Annotated in this window: 18 protein-coding genes; 8 read left to right on the top strand and 10 right to left on the bottom strand. The window is 69.2% G+C overall.

Annotation, left to right across the window (positions count from 1 at the left end; genetic code table 11):
• The first annotated feature begins 122 nt into the window (after positions 1 to 122).
• The gene (locus ECOMGDLI_RS00925; RefSeq protein WP_143447399.1) at positions 123 to 866 is read left to right on the top strand and encodes a hypothetical protein; all 744 of its coding nucleotides are present in this window, start codon (positions 123 to 125) and stop codon (positions 864 to 866) included.
• 56 nt (positions 867 to 922) lie between these two features.
• On the opposite strand, the gene ECOMGDLI_RS00920 is transcribed toward ECOMGDLI_RS00925, so the two are convergent.
• Entirely contained in the window at positions 923 to 1,855 is a 933-nt protein-coding gene (locus tag ECOMGDLI_RS00920) for an SDR family NAD(P)-dependent oxidoreductase (RefSeq protein ID WP_088312695.1), read from the bottom strand.
• Positions 1,852 to 2,463, bottom strand: a complete 612-nt coding sequence (locus ECOMGDLI_RS00915) for an NAD(P)-dependent oxidoreductase (RefSeq protein ID WP_158220819.1) — start codon at positions 2,461 to 2,463, stop codon at positions 1,852 to 1,854. The genes ECOMGDLI_RS00920 and ECOMGDLI_RS00915 overlap by 4 nt, the downstream gene beginning before the upstream one ends.
• An 84-nt stretch (positions 2,464 to 2,547) precedes the next feature.
• Here ECOMGDLI_RS00915 and ECOMGDLI_RS00910 point away from each other — a divergent pair, with 84 nt between their 5' ends.
• The gene (locus ECOMGDLI_RS00910; protein WP_158220818.1) at positions 2,548 to 3,117 is read left to right on the top strand and encodes a TetR/AcrR family transcriptional regulator; all 570 of its coding nucleotides are present in this window, start codon (positions 2,548 to 2,550) and stop codon (positions 3,115 to 3,117) included.
• A 106-nt stretch (positions 3,118 to 3,223) separates the two neighbouring features.
• Here the strand turns inward: ECOMGDLI_RS00910 and ECOMGDLI_RS00905 are convergent, their stop codons facing one another.
• Positions 3,224 to 3,865, bottom strand: a complete 642-nt coding sequence (locus ECOMGDLI_RS00905) for a hypothetical protein (RefSeq protein ID WP_088312688.1) — start codon at positions 3,863 to 3,865, stop codon at positions 3,224 to 3,226.
• On the opposite strand from ECOMGDLI_RS00905, the gene ECOMGDLI_RS36560 reads away from it, so the two are divergent.
• A complete protein-coding gene (locus ECOMGDLI_RS36560) occupies positions 3,792 to 4,103 on the top strand; it encodes a MarR family transcriptional regulator (protein WP_143447397.1) in 312 nt (103 codons plus the stop codon). The genes ECOMGDLI_RS00905 and ECOMGDLI_RS36560 overlap by 74 nt on opposite strands.
• A gap of 157 nt (positions 4,104 to 4,260) precedes the next feature.
• Here ECOMGDLI_RS36560 and ECOMGDLI_RS00900 read toward each other — a convergent pair whose 3' ends face one another.
• The 5 genes from ECOMGDLI_RS00900 to ECOMGDLI_RS00880 form a co-directional block, all read right to left on the bottom strand.
• Positions 4,261 to 4,716 (bottom strand): hypothetical protein, encoded by a 456-nt coding sequence (locus tag ECOMGDLI_RS00900; RefSeq protein WP_088312686.1) that lies wholly within the window; start codon positions 4,714 to 4,716, stop codon positions 4,261 to 4,263.
• A complete protein-coding gene (locus ECOMGDLI_RS34270) occupies positions 4,716 to 5,414 on the bottom strand; it encodes an OmpA family protein (RefSeq protein WP_233153248.1) in 699 nt (232 codons plus the stop codon). Before ECOMGDLI_RS34270 ends, ECOMGDLI_RS00900 begins: the two co-directional genes overlap by 1 nt.
• Positions 5,415 to 5,479: 65 nt before the next feature.
• Positions 5,480 to 5,626: a hypothetical protein gene (locus ECOMGDLI_RS34265; RefSeq protein WP_158220815.1), complete on the bottom strand. Its 147-nt coding sequence runs from the start codon at positions 5,624 to 5,626 to the stop codon at positions 5,480 to 5,482.
• Positions 5,627 to 6,246: 620 nt separating this feature from the next.
• Complete coding sequence (locus ECOMGDLI_RS00885; protein WP_088312680.1) at positions 6,247 to 6,693, bottom strand: hypothetical protein; 447 nt, start codon at positions 6,691 to 6,693, stop codon at positions 6,247 to 6,249.
• A 68-nt stretch (positions 6,694 to 6,761) separates the two neighbouring features.
• Positions 6,762 to 7,175: a hypothetical protein gene (locus ECOMGDLI_RS00880; RefSeq protein WP_088312679.1), complete on the bottom strand. Its 414-nt coding sequence runs from the start codon at positions 7,173 to 7,175 to the stop codon at positions 6,762 to 6,764.
• A gap of 382 nt (positions 7,176 to 7,557) precedes the next feature.
• Between ECOMGDLI_RS00880 and ECOMGDLI_RS00875 the strand changes: the two genes are divergently transcribed.
• From ECOMGDLI_RS00875 to ECOMGDLI_RS00855, 5 genes are all read left to right on the top strand, one after another.
• On the top strand, positions 7,558 to 8,481 hold the full coding sequence (locus ECOMGDLI_RS00875) for a hypothetical protein (RefSeq protein ID WP_088312677.1): 924 nt from the start codon (positions 7,558 to 7,560) through the stop codon (positions 8,479 to 8,481).
• A 297-nt stretch (positions 8,482 to 8,778) separates the two neighbouring features.
• Positions 8,779 to 9,141: a roadblock/LC7 domain-containing protein gene (locus ECOMGDLI_RS00870; protein WP_088312676.1), complete on the top strand. Its 363-nt coding sequence runs from the start codon at positions 8,779 to 8,781 to the stop codon at positions 9,139 to 9,141.
• A 610-nt stretch (positions 9,142 to 9,751) separates the two neighbouring features.
• Positions 9,752 to 10,117 (top strand): roadblock/LC7 domain-containing protein, encoded by a 366-nt coding sequence (locus tag ECOMGDLI_RS00865; protein WP_088312674.1) that lies wholly within the window; start codon positions 9,752 to 9,754, stop codon positions 10,115 to 10,117.
• Between the two features lie 37 nt (positions 10,118 to 10,154).
• Positions 10,155 to 10,757: a protoglobin domain-containing protein gene (locus ECOMGDLI_RS00860; protein WP_088312701.1), complete on the top strand. Its 603-nt coding sequence runs from the start codon at positions 10,155 to 10,157 to the stop codon at positions 10,755 to 10,757.
• 113 nt (positions 10,758 to 10,870) lie between these two features.
• Complete coding sequence (locus ECOMGDLI_RS00855; RefSeq protein ID WP_088312672.1) at positions 10,871 to 11,338, top strand: 4-vinyl reductase; 468 nt, start codon at positions 10,871 to 10,873, stop codon at positions 11,336 to 11,338.
• Between the two features lie 73 nt (positions 11,339 to 11,411).
• Here the strand turns inward: ECOMGDLI_RS00855 and ECOMGDLI_RS00850 are convergent, their stop codons facing one another.
• The gene (locus ECOMGDLI_RS00850; RefSeq protein ID WP_158220814.1) at positions 11,412 to 12,281 is read right to left on the bottom strand and encodes a sensor domain-containing diguanylate cyclase; all 870 of its coding nucleotides are present in this window, start codon (positions 12,279 to 12,281) and stop codon (positions 11,412 to 11,414) included.
• Between the two features lie 213 nt (positions 12,282 to 12,494).
• Entirely contained in the window at positions 12,495 to 14,816 is a 2,322-nt protein-coding gene (locus ECOMGDLI_RS00845; protein WP_158220813.1) for a bifunctional diguanylate cyclase/phosphodiesterase, read from the bottom strand.
• Positions 14,817 to 15,082: the final 266 nt, after the last annotated feature.

Raw genomic sequence — 15,082 nt, 5'->3', positions numbered from 1 at the left:
GAACTCCTCGCGGCATCATGAACACGCACTGACCCGCACGGTGTCGAGCCCGAACTCCACCACTCGGCGGGACGTGACCGGCGTTTTCGGGGTTGGTCGCCGGCGGCCTGGCGCTGGTTGTCGTGCTCCAGGTGGTGGTCGGTGGGCCGGTGGTCACGGTCTGTCTCGCGCTGGCAGTTCTGGCGGTGGCGGCAGCACGGATGCGCTCCGCCCGGCACCGTGACGTGCGCCGGCATCCTGACCTTGCCGAGACGCTCCTGTCCGCGGTCGCCGCGCTCACCGACGACCGCCCGCCCGACGGCGCCGATGCGGGATGGGGGGCAGCGACGTGCGCAGAGCTCGCCAGCGTCACCGGTGCACGCGAGCGGCTCAGCTTCGCCGTCGGTGCCTCGATCGCCCTCATCGGTGCGAGTCCCCGGCGACTCGGACCCGGCCTGGTCGCGGTTCTCACCGCGTTGTCCTTCGCGGCGAGCCTGCTGGCCTTCTCCCGCGCCACGGTCGGCGAGAGCGGGGTGGGGGCAGTGACTGTGCTGGTTCCGCCGGTCCTGCTGTTCGCCATCGCGTTCACCGCCGCCTGGTGGCACCGGTCACTGCGCTCGGGCCTGGAGTCCGGCGTTCTCGCCGGCATCGCAACGTGGGTGGCGACGGCCGCCGTCCTCGGGTTCGAGGGAGCCCACTGGTTCCAGGTCACCCACCTCTCCGTCCTGGACGGCGAGTTCCTCGACGCCACGTCATCCAGGGCCGCGGCCTTCGACGCCGTGCATCCGGTCATCCTGCTGGTCCACCTGCTGGTCTGGCTTCCCTGGCCGGTACTGGGTGCCATCGTCGGGATACTGGCCCGACACCGCCGTCCAGCGCCGGCGTGACAGCCGCACATACCGCTGCATGCTGACCTTCCAGCGGACATCTCGCCGCGCACTGTTCACCCCGATCCCGGCCCGTCGACGGGGTCTGCGATCCCTAGGAAGCGGTCAGCAGCGCTGCGCAGCCGCTGCTGGACGTTGTGGTCGTAGGACACCGAGGGCGTGGCGGTCTCGATGTCGCGGACGTAGTAGCGGCCGGTCACGCCTTCGAGCGCCGGGTCGATCGCGAGGCGCAGCGCTGCGGCGGCGCCCTGCTCGGGTGTGAGCATGAACCGTCGGATCAGGCCCGAGATGGGCCGCATCGCCGCGGGTACCAGGTCGTCGACGATGTCGGTCGCGACGATCCCGGGGTGGACGGCGTTGACCGTCACGCCATGGGCGGTGAAGGTGCGGGCGAGGTCGTACCCGGCCGTGACGGTGAGGAGCTTCGCTCGCGCGTAGGCCTCGAAGGGCACGAACCCGTCCACCGCGTTCACCCGGGTCAGGTCGGCAAGGTCGGCCGGGTCGATCGTGGCCGGACGGGGTGCACCGAACAGCTTGACCCGTCGGGTGTCGCGGATCGTATCCGAGGCGACGTTGACCACCCGGGCTCGGCCACGGCGGAGCTGTCGGTCGAGCAGCACGGTCAGGCCGTACGCAGCGAGGTAGTCGACCGCGACGTGCATCTCGAGCCCGTCCGACGATGTGCGGTGTTCTGGGTAGTGCGCGCCGGCGTTGTTCACCAGGATCTTGACCGCCTCATGCCTGCCGGCGATCGCGGCCGCTGCCGCGGTCACCCCGGCGCGGGTGGCGAGGTCTGCGCGGATCACCTCGAGAGAGCCAGGACCGAGGGCGATCCGGGCACGGAGCTCATCGGCGCGTGACGGGTCGCGGGCGACGGTGACGACGTGCATCCCCCGGCCGGCGAGGGTGGCGGCGATGACGCGGCCCATGCCGCCGGTCGCGCCGGTGACGACAGCGACCTCGATCGGCGGGTCTTCGGCCCCGGTCATCGACGGATCCGCGGGTAGCGGTGGGTGTACCGGTCTTCATCGGCTTCACGGACCAGGAAGGTGGCGAGGTCCTCGCGGCCGATGAAGTGCCACAACTTGATCGGGAGGTCCTCGCCGACCCGGTACGTGCCGGTGGCCGGGGTGTTCCTCAGTCGTGGCGGGCGCACGATCGTCCAGTCCAGCGACGAGCCGACGATGAGGGGCTCCATCGTCTCCTTGTCCTTCATCCTCTCGCCCACCCCGGACCGGGCCGCCATCGAGTAGAGCGACCGATCATGGGTCTCCAGCACCCCGTGGGCACTGACGGCGATCAGCCGTGTCACCCGCGCGGTGGCCATCGCCCGGATCGCGGTGCGGACCGCGTCGGTGCACACCGTGGTCGGTCCCTTCCCTGCGCCACCCAGGGTGCTGATCACCACGCCCGCACCGTTCAGAGCAACCGTCAGTGTCGGCTCGTCGGCGATGTCGGCCCACACCACCTCCCGCAACCCGGCCGTGGCTGCGAACGAGCCCGCGCGGCGGACGACTGCAACGACCCGGTGGCCCGACCGCAGCGCCCCGGCCACCACGTGCCGACCCGTCGCGCCGGTGGCCTCAAGGACGGCCACGGTCCTGTCCGATACATTCTGTCTCACAGACAGAGAATGGACTCTGGTCATCTATGAGTCAAGGCATCTCATAGAATGAGTTGCATGAGTAGCGAGACGGACCCGCGCTTCCTGCGCAGCCGCGCGGCGATCCTCGACGCGGCGCGCGAGCTGCTGCTCGCTCTGGGGCCGGCCGCGGTAACCCACAACCGGATCGCCGAGCACGCCGGCATCGGCCGGGCGACGGTGTACCGGCACTGGCCACGCACCGACCAGCTCCTCGCCGAGGCGATGGCCACCGTGCCGATGCCGTTCTTCGCCGAGCCGACATCCCCCTACCGCGACTGGCTGACCCGCGAGCTGACGGCGATCGCCCGCCAGCTCGAGCACGACGACGTGCTCGCCGTCACCACCACGCTCGCCAACACCGCCCTCTGGGACCCTGCCATGGACGCCCGACGAGCCGGCTTCGCCCAGGTCATCACCGGCCGCCTCGCCGCGGCCCTCGACGAGGCCGAGCGATGCAGTGAGCTCTCGCCGCGGACCGCCCCCGGCACCGCCGCAGCGATGGCCATCGGACCCATCTACTACCGCGCCACCATCGAACGAGCGCCCGTCGACGCCGAACTGATCGAGCAGTGCGTGGCGGCGGTCGGCGACTGGGTCGGCCCGTGAAGCCTCTCGAGGAACTAGTCCGTGCAGGTGCGCAAGGAGTACAGACAGTTGCGTCATCTGCCGCTGACGGCCTTCACGGATCGACCGACTGGTCGGGCCGACCGGTTCATCGGCTTGGCTCGTCGAGCAGCTGCACCGCGCGGCGGGCGACGGTCAGCCGGGTGACCGGACGTCCCTCACCCAGCAGCAGGTCACGGGCCCGCCGTTGCAGGGCCACCCGTGCGCCGTCGGTCTCCGCGAGCCGCTGTTCAAGGCTCTCCAGCTCACTCGTCTCACCTTCGTCACCGCCCGGCTGGTCAGCGTTGGCGGCTTGGGTGTTGACGGGGGTGTCCCACCAGGGGCCGGGGCAGGACAGTCGGGCTGGGCTGCGGGTAGCTGGGTCGGCGGCGATCGCGAGCAGCGCGGGGACCGCTGCGTCGGCGGGCCGGTCGTGGTCGCGGACCGCGGCCAGGAGGACCTGGCCGAGGTGGTCGGCCGTCCACAGCCGGGCTGGCAGCCCGAGGTCCTGTCGCAGTCTCCGGCACTGCTCTGCGACCTCCTCGAGGTCGACCGGCCCGAGCCTCGCCACCTCGCCAGCCGGTTCGCCGGCCGTCCAGGCTGGCGGCTGCGCCCAGGACCGCCGCGGCCGGGCCGCTGCAGCCGACCGACGGACAGCCTCGTCCCCCAGCTTCTCCATGCGCCTGACCAGCACCGTCAGGCAACTGGCCGCAAGCTGCGCTCTCCGCGAAACCACTGTCAGTGCCATCATCTGTCGACTCGAACGCGACGGCTACGTCGTCCGAGAACGAGACTCCACCGACAGCCGACGCGTTAACGTCACCCCGACCGAGAGCGGCCGCGCGGCCGTCCGTCACGCCGCACCGCACGTCAGGTCGGTGTTGGCGGAAGCACGCAACGTACTCACCGATGCCGAGCAGGAGATCCTCTTCACGCTGCTCAGCAGGTACATCTGCGCCCACACCCCGGCGCCGAGAGCTACTACCTGACGGCGCACCCGGCGCGGGCCCATCGCTGGAACCCGTCCAACGTCTCGCGTGCACCAGGCTCGCGTCGCAGGTCAGCGGCCGATGTCCTTCTCGGAGCAGCTGAGGTGGCTCCGCCCGGGTCTGGCGACCCTTCGGGTCGTCCGAGGCTGGCTACGGGTCAACGGTCTCCGGCCATCTTGCTGATGCGCAGATCCCGCTCCGCCAAGGCCCTGCGCAGACGTTCCGTCTGTCCACGCTGCGTCGTCAGATCGTCCTCGGTGCGGCGAAGCGCGCTGCGAGCGTCGGCCAGTTCCTGCTCGAGTTCCTTGATGCGCGACTCGCTCAGGGTCATCGTCGTCTCCATCGCCTGGATGGCGTGGGTCTCAAGTCGCCCGAGTTCGGTGTCCTTCTGGTCACGGACTCGGGACACCTCCGTCTGCAGGGTCTGCACCGACTGCAGCGCGGCAGCGAGCTCCTCCGCGGTGGCGAGATGGTCGGCACGGACGCTTCTACGGGCGTGTTGTCGACGGTCCCACCCTGAGCCGATCAGCCAGCCGACCAGTGCGCCGAACGCCGTCGAGGCAGCCATCGGAGCAGCGATCTGTGCCAAGAGAAACGGCATTCCGTCGAGCATCAGGCCACCCTCTCGAAGACCAGCTCGACGCGCCGGTTCTCGGCTCGACCCTGCGACGTTCGATTGTCCGCCAGGGGCCGGCTCGCACCGTAGGACTCGATCACGCACCTGGTCGCTGGAACCCCCGACGCGCTGAGGTACCGCGCTGCGGCAAGCGCCCGACGGCGAGCGAGGTCAAGGTTGCCCTCGTCGGTCCCGGTGTCGTCGGTGAAACCCTGGACGCGTACCCGAACTGTCGGATGCTCGAGAAGGTACGCCGCGACCCCGTCGAGCCTGGCCCTCGCCGAAGCGTTGAGCAACGCCTCATCCGATGCGAAGCGCAGCAGGGTACGGCGCTTCAACGGCTCGGTGGTTCCGACTGTCGGCTTCCCCGGCGATGGCACGACCTGTGGGTCCTGGCCGGTCTGGGTCCCTGTGGCCGAGGGCTGCGGTGTCGTAGCCCACGGCGCTGCTGCACGGCCGTCAGTCTCCACGACTCGAATCCCGGGCACACCAGCCACTACCGCGGCCGCGCGCGCGAGACCGTCCCTGTCCGCGGCTGCGCCCGACACACGTGCGTCACGCCCCTCGACGTACACCTGGCCGGCTGATCCTGAGGTTGCGAGCGCTGCCTGTGCCTCACGTCGCAGGGATCGTTCTATGTCGTACGCGGACCACGTGGTCAACCCCAGCACGGTGACACCGACCAGGCAGACCATTCCCAGTGTGCGACGCCGAAGGGTGCGTGCCCTGCGGACGTGCCTGGGTGGCACCGTAGAGGCGGTCACCGTGACTCCGCGCCCGTCGTGGCCTCGAGGAACCACATGCCGCTGACTGTGTGGAACGCGGTGTCGGCGCGGATGTCGACGGCTGTGCTGTCGGCGACCTGGAGCAGACCTGCACGGAGCAGCTCCGCAACGCGGCAGGTCATGCGGAAAACGCTGTCGCCGAGCGTGTTCGCCAGCGAACGGGGGGTCGTTGCGATGCTGGTCGTGGCGAGCAACGCCCACTGCTGGGGGGCCACGCGTACTCTCCCAGGGGCAATCTGTGCCTTTCGGGCCACCGGGACATCGGGCCCCACCAGGGGCGCCAGAGCCTGGAGGACACGTTGCCGGCGCTGCGCCTCGGCCAGGACGCTGTCGATGGTCAGGTCGACAGTCTCGTCCGGAGCCGGCGGATGCGGCAGCCGGCGTCGGCGCCATGGGTGTTCTGCTCCGCCCACGATCAGTTCTCGGAGGGTGTCGACAACAGCTTCGTTCCTGACGCGCAACGCGTGGGCGAGGGTGACACCCGCTTCCCGGGCACTGGGTCGCCTCGGCGGAGGGTCGTCGTTCGTCGGGGGTTCGTCTTGGCGGCCCCGTGCTCGCAGCATCGCCTCTGGTGAGGGCGCGATCAGGCTGTGAGCGTGGAGCACCCGCCCGTGCGAGACGGCTATCTCAGCACCGACCGGCCACCGGGCGGTCAGCAGGGCAGACCGCCCAGACCGGCCGAGACTGACCAGATGCGTGGACAAGGCATCGGGACTGGGCACGTTGATGCGTCGCAGCCGGTTCACGACAGCGTCCCGGTGCGGACCGAGGCTCCGTTGCTGCGGAACTCGGGCAGGACCCCGGGGAGGTACCTCAGGACACGCAGAGCCATGGCCAGGTTGACGGTCTGTCGGGCCAGGACGAGAACGACCGCCACGGCGTCGCCGTCCTCCAGAGTTACGAGGCGGATGAGGTAGTGGTGGTCGACGAGGGTGACCACCACGTCTTCCAAGGCGGAGTCCGGGCTCACGCGTGCAGCCAGGACAGCCAGTGAGCGGACGGCGTCACTCACGCCGGCAGCGAGGTGGACACCCAGGTCGTCGCTGCCAGCAGCTTCGGTCCAGTGGCTGACGAGGATCGTCGCCGTCTGCGGGTCGATGACGCCCAGGACCAGAAGGCCGTCGAGCTCGGCAGCTGCAGCGAAGACGTCCGGCAGGCCGTACCGCTCTGACTGCGTGTGATGCAGCATGGATCCTCTTCGTGTCACGGGGACGATCTGACTGTCGTCGGGGACTGCTTGCGAAGGTGCGCTGCCGCTCAGCCGTCGGACAGGTGGCCCACGGCCTGGCGGCCGACCGACAGCAGAAGCCCTAGGTTGGCGCTGCGGCGGCAGATGACTGCCACCACGAGGTCGGTCACCGTGGCGCTCCGCACGAAGAGGTGCACGAGGTGGTCACTGTGCAGGAGAATCTCCTGGAACTGGTGATCGGTGGTGTTTCCCCTACCTCGCCGGTTCTGCCACATCTTCTCTATGTCGCTGACACTGCGCCCCTGGAACAGGTTCGTCGTCGCCGAGGCGAGCACATCGAGAACGTCGCGAGGGTGGTGGTCCACCGTGTCGACTGCGAGCAGCATGCCGGTCGTCAGGTCGACGACCCCCGCTCCCAGGTACTCCGGAGCGTCGGCCCGCACGGACGCGATCGCCCGGTCTACAGCCTGCGCCAACTTCATGACGTCCTTCCCGCGTGCCCGCTGACGGCCCGGGAGATCTCACCCCAGACCCCGGCCACATGACCCGCCATCGGCCGCCCAGTGTGTCGGGAGTCGGGGCGCAGGACAATCCGCCTTGAGGGGCATTGCACGCCCGGTCACCGAACGACGACGACGGGTGATAACCACTGCTCCCGTGGTGGATTCGGATCCCGCCCACGGCAAAGGTTTGGCAACATCATCAGCCAGAACCAGGCGCGCCGACCCGCCGACACTCAGGGGTGCGGGCTCGCCGCTGTGTCGGAGGGGCGTGGTGGCAGCCAACGAGGTTCCAGGGGCGGGGACACGGGTCAGAACGCTGCTGACCGGGTGCGCGCTGACGTGCCCCACGGGGGTCGTCCACATGACCACCGGATCCCAGGCCGCGTTCTACTTCGTCGACGGTCTGATCAGTTACGCCGAGTCACCCACCGCCCCCGGGCTCGGAGTTCGGCTGGTCGCTGCGGGCCGGCTCAGCTGGCAGGAGTGGGCCGAGCTACGCACGTCGGCGCTGACCCATTCCGACCTTCCAACGGTGCTCAGGGCCGCGGGCGTCCTGGACGAGAACGAGTTCAACTCGGTGGTCAGATCCGGTGTCGTAGACGCTCTGTTCGAGCTCGTCGTCGCGGACGACCCGGCGCTAGGTGCCCGAGCGGTGCCGTCCCCGGTCGGCTGGGCGGGATGGACCGGCAGTTCCGTGCGTCTGGACATCGACACGGTCGTCGACGAGGCAGCCGCCGCCGCGGTCTCAGCGCTGCAGCGCCGCGTGACGACGGACGACGTCCTGGTGCCGCAGGACCCCGCTGGTGCCGTGGTGCTCTCCCACACCGAGTGGCTCCTGAGATGGGGCCTGGACGGCGACCAGACGGTGCGTCAGCTGGCATGGCGGACTGGCCTGTCCCTTGTCGACGCCATCCGGGCCGCGGCCGGACTTCTTGCTGCCGACCTGTGCCGTCCGGCTTCCCCGCGTCCTTCCGAGCCCGCGCAGGGGCAGCTGCCGCCCCGCCCGACGCCGGTCGAGACGTCGTCGCTCCTGGCGACACACGGCGAACCGGCGGCCACGGACCGTGTCGAAGCTGCAGCTGCTGCGGGCACCCCTGGTCCTCTGGCACAGCACGCAGGCTCCGAGGACGACGAGCATCTCCCGGCCGGTGCGCCTGGTCTTCTCCCACGCCGAACCGCACAGGCGCGGCCCTGGGACGCGGCACAGCCGAACGTCCCCCCCGTCGCCCTGACCGACGTCACCGTCCTGACGCACATCCTGCAGAAGCTGAAGGCAGGCGAATGAACGACCGAAGGAAGACCCGGGTCAAGAAGACCGCGACACGAGGACCCTCGGCACCGACGAGCGCCGACGCGTCGCCCGCGGTGGACTGGTCCACGCTCAAGGAGCTGCTGAAACCGCGACCTGCCCCCGCGACCGCGCACCCGCCCGCTGCCACAGGACGCCCCGAAGGCACACTCGCACGGCGGGTTCCCGGCGCCTCGGGCGCCGGACGGAGAGCGAGCGGTTCCATCCTCGCGGCAGCCCACACGGCCGGCGAGCACGACGCCGACGCGGCGGCACCATGAAGCGGAGGACACCATGAATCGCATCCTCGCCGACGAACTGCGCGCCATTCTCAGCGATGCGATCGGCATCGACGGCGCGCTGCTGGCGACGACGGACGGGCTGTTGCTCGCAGGATCGGTGTCCGGGGCTGAGGCGGACACGCTCGCGGCGATGTGCTCGGCGACGTCCGGTCTGAGTGCACAGTTCGCTGCCTGCCTGGGCTTCGGCGCGTCGACAACCACGGTGATCCAAGCCGCGGGGGGATGCGTCGCCGTCCATCCTCTGCTGGGCACAGGCATCTTGCTCGTGTACAGCCGCGAGGTCGCAAACGTCGCCCTGCTCCATCTCGCTGTCCGGCAGGCGTCCACGAGGCTGACAGCGATGTTGGCCGACTGACTCGGTACCACGACGAGGTGGAGCGGCACGTGACACCCGGCTGGTCACACGAGGTGCGCGAGTGCGCACGCATCGCCACTCTGAATCCGCCGGTGCCCCAGAAGGAGTGACGACTCAACGATTCTGGTGCACGCGCGCCGCGGACGCCGATATCGTCGCAGCGGCTTGATCCGCACGACCACCGAGCGGACGAGCCAGTACCTGGCCGCAGCCGCCTCTCGGGTGCGGCCCCGGCTCGGGGACGGGAGGTCGCACCGGCGTGACCCGATCGGGGAACGAGGGACAGCCGTCTGAGCCTGCGCGCCGCAGCCGGTTGTTCGGTCGTCGTCGCCACGAGCCCGGCACGCCTGAGAAGCCGCCTGATCCAGAGCTCGACCGACGCCCGACGCCGGCCAGCGGGGCTGGCTCGCCAGGGCAGGACGTGTCTGCTGGATCTGCGGGCAGCCACGCAGCCCTCTCCGGCCTTCCCGGAATCGGCACCACTGCTCGTGGAACCACCGCAAGCCGCAGGCCCCGTCCACGGTCAACGGACGATCAGAAGCCCGGGGATCCCGCCGGACCGCAAGTGCCCCAACCACCAGTCGCCGCCAAGACAGGAGAAGTACAGCCGATGAGCAAGCAAGAAGAGCTCGCCCAGGTGATCACCACGACCCGGCGCTCGATCCCCGAGCTCCACGGGGTCATGATCGCGACGACGGACGGGATGGCGATCGCGTCCGACTTCCCGGAAGCGGAGGCGGAGCGTGTCGCGGCGATGGCGGCGACCGCGCTGGGCCTCGGTCAGCGGATCACCGAGCGCACATCGCTCGGCGGGATGCAGGAGACGGTGGTCCGCGGCGACAACGGCTACCTCGTCGTGTACGGCGCAGGTTCCTCCGCCGTCCTGGTCATGTCTGGTCCCACCGACTCCAACCTGGGACTGATGCGCATCGAGGCGCGGACCGCGTCTGCGCAGATCTCACAGGTCCTGCGGTGACGACCAGCCGTCGAGCGAGAGCCGAAGGCGCGTGCAGATGAAGACGATGCACGAGACCGCCCTCGAGGCGATCGGACTCATCCCTGCCGAACGACGGTTCCGTCCGCAGGACGCCGCCGCCATCACAGAACACCGCGACCTGTTGCTCTCCATCGAGCCGGACCTCATCAAGGGGTTCTACGACACGCTCTACGCCCACCCGCCAACGGCGCAGGTGCTGGGCATCGACGAGCGCCCCTCCCGCGAGGAGACCCTGAGCGGTTGGTGGCGACGAACGGTGAACGGCCCGCTCGACGAGGACTACTTCGCCTGGATGGCCATGGTCGGACTCGTCCACGTCGTGCGGAACGTGACCAACCCGATGATGCTGCCGATGGTGGAGTTCGTCTCCAGCACGGCTACCGCGAAGATCCACGCGTCGGCGATGCCGCCAGACGCAGCAGCAGACCTGGTCGACGCGGTGCGGCGCCTGTGCGCCACAGTGGCTTCGATCATCACCTACGGATACGACCAGGCCGTCGTGTCGGCCCTCTACTCGGTCGCTGGAATGCCCGAGGGTCTCTTGCGCAGGCTCCGTGACCAGGAGGTCGAGTCCGAGCTGGCCAAGTCCCGCACAGAGCTTGGTCTGGCCGCTCGATGAGGTCGGGGCTGGCCGGCAGAAGCCGGTCAGCCCCGACCGCGCACGCTGAGCCGCAAGACCGGCTGCCGAAGGAACGTCCGTCCACCAAAACGTCCAATCGCCAGGAGTACGCCATGGCTGTCAACGAGCGCCTTACGCTGGGGCCGATGGTCTCCGCCGTGTGTCTTCAGCAGTTGCGCCTCTACACCGAAGACATCGCCGGCCGAGGGCCCATCTTGGGCGCAGGCAGGTTGCGTGGGCAGGCCGTCATCCAAGACCGCGGTCTTGCCAACTCTCCTCTGGCCGACGACAAGCTGCACGCCCTGTTCCTCGAGGTCTTCGGGATCGAAGGAACGCGTCTGTGCACCGTGACCAGGGTCGAGTCGGACGGAAGTGGCGGCTACACCGTGCAACTCGTCGAAGGTGCGTGCACCTACCTCGCTCAGACCGACGAGCCGATGTGCGTCTTCACGCTGGGAGTGTTCGTGGGAGCCCTTCAAGCCATCAACGGCAGAACCATGCAGGGCGTGGAGACGGAGTGCCAAGCCATGGGCCACCCGACGTGCACCTATCTGATTCGGCCGCATACCGCGCTCGCCTGAGGCCCGCGCAGAAGCGCGGACGCCACCCCTCGGCTCGTACGGGGCGATGTCACCCAGGATCGAGTGAGTGGGCCTATCTGCGACGGCGAAACCGCCAAGGACGCTTGCTCCGGTACATAGCCTCGTCGGCGCACTGCAGCGCCTGATCGGTATCCGCCCCTCTCTGGGCCACGTGCAACCCCACGCTGAGCCCGACCTTGACCGTCGACGGCCCGATGTCGATCGGGATCGCTACCCGGTTGCGCAGCTCGTGCGTGAGGCGCCGCAGGTCCGCGGAGTCCCGTGCACGGACCAGAGCGACGAACTCGTCTCCACCCAGCCGAGCAACGACCCCCTCGGGCCCGAGCGCCTCGGCGAGCCTGGTTGCGGCGGATCGCAGCACCACATCTCCGGCACGATGTCCGTGTTGGTCATTCACAGCCTTGAACCGCTCGAGGTCGCAGTAGAAGATCGCGACCTCGCTGCCGTGAACAGCATCCAGCCATTCCGTCAGGACCCTGCGGACGTACAGCCGGTTCCCCATCCCTGTGAGGGGATCTCGTTCCACACGGTCCAAGAGCCGGGCCTGGGCGCTGCGCTCTGCGGTGAGGTCGACACCGGTCACGAGCAAGTGCGGCTCCATCCTCCCGAGCACGACTCTTGTCAGCGACCAGGAGATGCGGCGCACGGCGCCATTCTGGTCGGTGAGCACCTGCTCCGGCACGTTCACCGATCCGATGATCGCCGTTTCCCACAGTGCAAGCGCTGCGACGCCGACCTCAACCGGGAGCACCTCCCACACAGGCTTGCCGACCACCTCGTCCACGCCCATGACACAGGTCTGGACGAACGCGTTGTTCACCGAACGGATGGCCCCTGTCCGACTCACCAGAACCAGAATGGTCGGAACCGCGTCCCAGACGGCGCCTGCCGAGTCCGGCGGCCACGTCCATCGATCGGTCACGGCCCAAACGTATCGACTCGTAAGCCGGCCGATGATCGTGTCGGCACGGCGACCAGGCGGTCCCTGCACCGCGGCCGGCCGGCACGCATCATGCTGTCCGGTGCGGACGCGCTCTCGCACCTGGACGAGTCGAGGGCCCTGGACGCGGAGGCTCCCCGGCAGCCACCCCGTGCAACTGCCCCGTGCCGCCAGCACAAGCGTGCCTGCACGAACCTATCGAGCCACCACGTTCGACTGACGCGCCCTCAGCCAGACAGTCAGGTCCGCCGCGGTGAGCGGTCGGGCGAAATGAAAGCCCTGAGCCGAGTCGCAACCGAAGTCTGCCAGCGCTTGAGCGGCTTCCAGATGCTCGACCCCCTCGGCGACGATGTGCAGGCCGAGAGAGTGGGCCAGGTCGACGGTTGACCGCACAATGGCGGCGGCCCGCGGGTCCTGCGTCATAGGTGCGACGAAGGACCGATCGAGCTTGAGCTCGTCGACAGGTAGCTCGCGCAGGTAGGCGAGGCTGGAGTAGCCCACACCGTAGTCGTCGATGGCCACGCGCACGCCCCGGGTGCGAAGAGCAGCCAAGACCTGCCGCGCCCGTTGTCGGTCACTCAGCAGCGTCTCCTCGGTGATCTCGATCTGGAGGCGCTCTGGTGCCACACCGTGTGCCTCGAGAATCGAGCGGATCTTCTCGGGGAGGTCTTCGTCGACGACGACGGAACTGGGGAGGTTCACCGCCACCGTCAGGTCAAGGCCGACTGCCTGCCAGAACCCGGCCTGCGCGATGGCTTGCTCGAGCACCTGCCGGGTGAGCTCAGGCATGAGACCGGCGGACTCGACGAGCGGCAGAAAGGATCCGGGAGCGACAAGTCCCTGCTGCGGGTGGTTCCAGCGGACGAGAGCTTCCACCCCCGTGACGTCGCCGCTCCCGAGCTGGATCTTGGGTTGGTAGTGGAGGACGAACTGTCCGTGCTGCAGCCCCTCACGCAGGGCGGCGATGCGCTCGAGTCGGGACTCGCTGTCGTCGTCGGGGTCACCGGCATCGACGGCCACGCCCGTGCGTGTGGTCTTCGCGCGATACATCGCTATGTCGGCACGACGCAGCAGGTGCGAAGCGTCGCGCTGCAGCCCGTCGGCGGAACTGTGGCTCGGGTCGCCCGCGACGGCCACCCCGACGCTGCCCGTGACATGGACCTTCACGCCATCGATCGTCAATGGTTCGAGCAGCGAGTTGCGCAGCAGCTGGGCCGCGGCTTCCGCCATGTGCGTGTCCGCTCCTGTCACGAGCACGGCGAACTCGTCGCCGCCGAGACGGCCCAGCGCGCATGAGCCCGGGACGTTCGGCGGGGCGAGGGCGCGCGCCAGCCGGCCGGCAATCACGACCAGAAGGGCGTCACCGGCGCTGTGCCCCAGGCTGTCGTTCACCTCCTTGAACCCGTCGAGGTCCAGGAGCAGCAGCGCCGTTGGCCGGGTGTCGCTCGACAGCTGCATCTGGGCGGCTGCCATGAACCCGCGGCGATTCGTCAGGCCGGTGAGGTCGTCAGTGTGAGCCTGGCGACGGGCGTCCTGCAACGCGTACAGGTCTCGATAGGTCAGCGCTGTCCGCAGCGACGCTACGAGCAGAGCGGCGATGGCCAGCCATCGCGCGGGCGCGTTGATGACGCCCGCCACTGGTGGTGACAGCAGTGCCAGGGCCGACAGCGTGCCGACCGCAGGCATGGTCAGCAGTCGCCACCACGCGCCGAAAGCGTCGGACTGCCAGGCATGTTCGGGGACACCGGCGGACGGGGACGACGTCACCGTTGTGGGCTGCCGGTCTTGTCTTCCCTCGGCTGAGCCGCAACGACTCCGGGCCGTCGCAGCCGCTGCAAGCAGGCAGACACCGACCAGCCAGGTGAGGTCCAGGTAGCCACCTTCGGTGTAGGTGCCTGCGGTGTCCACGACCGTGTAGACGAAGTCGCCGATGGACATGAAGGTGAGACCGAGCAGGACTAGCGCGAGCTCGAGGTCGAACCGGCCGCCGATGACCAGGCTGCCTGCTGTGAGAACGGCGAGGAGTAGCAGGTCCCCGATCGGATAGGCAAGGTTCGTGATGGCGACCGCAGGTCGGTCCCCGCTGATGTCCAGGACTGGGGCAAGGACGAATCCTGCGCAGCCGGCCGCGGCGACAGTCGCCGCCAACGCGCCGTCCAGGCCCAGACTGGCGTGCCAGCGGGGCATCCGCTGCCGCAGCAGGGCCAGGACTGTGACGTAGACACAGGGAAAGAAGACCAGGTACCCGGCGTCGGACCACGACGGATACGGCGGCGTCGCCATAGGTGCCAGAACCAGGGTGTAGTAGACGTTGGCAGCCGTACTCGCAGCAAGCCCCGCAGCGAGTGCGGCCCACGGCAGCACGGGACCGCGACGTGCGGCCCTCAGGCCGGCGGCCACGGCAGCGAGGCCGAAGACCAGGGGGTACAGGCCAGCGTCCCGCCACAGCATCAGCGTCGAGTTCTCTCGATGCGTCAGCACCGCGAAGACGACGGTGCTGAGGACTGCCCCGGCCATGGCGGCCCGCTCAGGGAGAGAACCAGCCCTCGACAGCGCAGCTCCGGGCCGTCCGGCGGGAGCATCAGAAGGCCTGACAACGCCCATCGACCACTCCTCCGACATGTGAACCTTCACGGTGACAAGGTTCTCGGCAGAATCTCGGGAACCTTGATCCTCAGACGCAAGGCAGTCCGGCGAACACGGCTGGCTCGACCTGCGACGGCGCTCTCCGCCCGGTGCGCCGCGGCGGCACCGACCGCCGGGCCGAGATCCCCACCCCGCGG

Source organism: Kineosporia sp. R_H_3 (genome assembly GCF_002198675.1).
Taxonomy (GTDB): domain Bacteria; phylum Actinomycetota; class Actinomycetes; order Actinomycetales; family Kineosporiaceae; genus R-H-3.
Note: the sequence above shows the minus strand (reverse complement) of the source record. Positions and strands in the feature narration are given on the sequence as shown.